At 63.8% G+C, this 898-nt stretch carries 1 protein-coding gene; it reads right to left on the reverse strand.

Annotation, left to right across the window (positions count from 1 at the left end; genetic code table 11):
- Positions 1-692: IS110 family transposase (locus RXV90_RS25770; protein ID WP_316653291.1), on the reverse strand; the 692-nt coding region annotated here is incomplete at its 3' end.
- Between the last annotated feature and the right edge of the window lie 206 nt (positions 693-898).

An 898-nucleotide genomic window follows, 5' to 3' on the forward strand; every position in this document is an offset into this window, starting at 1 on the left:
GTGATGGGCGCGAGGCCCGCGAGCGCGGCGATCTGGCGCTGATCGAGATCGCCAAGTTCCGGGGCCAGGGCGAGAAGCGCCGCCGCCGTAACATCCGAGACGCCGGGAATACTGAGAAGGATCGTCTGTTTCCTAGCGAGCGTCGGATCGGATGTGATCAGAACGGCGATGGCTTTGTCGATGGCCGCAAGGTCGGCCTCGATCCGGGCCAGGCGGGTGGCATTCTGCCGGCGAAGGAGGGCGAGGCGCAGGCCCTTGCCACGGTTCTTCGCTGCCGTCCGGTCCTTGATCAGCGCCCGACGGGCAGCAATCAGCTCATTGAGTTCGTTCAGAATGTCCGGCCGGACTGGCTGCGGCTCCAGCGCCAGCGCAGCGCCCATCCGCGCCAGCATGGCAGCATCTGCACGATCGGTCTTGGCGCGTACGCCAAGGGCTTCGCAGAACCGTTTTGCCTGCCGTGGGTTCACCTTGACCAGCGCATAGCCTGCTGCAGCGAGGCGTCGCTCCAGGTCGCGATGATAGCGCCCGGTCGGCTCGAAGACGATGCGTAGTACAGGGTCAGTGCCAAGCCAACGTATCAACGCGGTCAAACCGGACTTGGTATTCGCGAAGGCCCGCGCTTCACCGGTCGGTAAGCGGTGGACGTCCAACCTGTCTTTCGAGACATCGATCCCGATGGTAATCTCGGTCATCTTTCGCATCTCCCATGCTTGTCATCCGAGCCCGGGGCTCGGGTATCCGTTCGGGTCTCAGGCGAAAGACGGGGGCGGCCATACTCAGATCCGGCCCCGAAACGGCCAGTAATTTCCCGGCCCGCACCCCGCCACCGCGCGCCAATAATGGTGTGGCGTGCGGTGGCTCAACTCTTCGGCTGAGACCGCGTTAATCAATAGACAAG

This window comes from Ovoidimarina sediminis (assembly GCF_032586175.1).
GTDB classification, from domain to species: domain Bacteria; phylum Pseudomonadota; class Alphaproteobacteria; order Rhodobacterales; family Rhodobacteraceae; genus Ovoidimarina; species Ovoidimarina sediminis.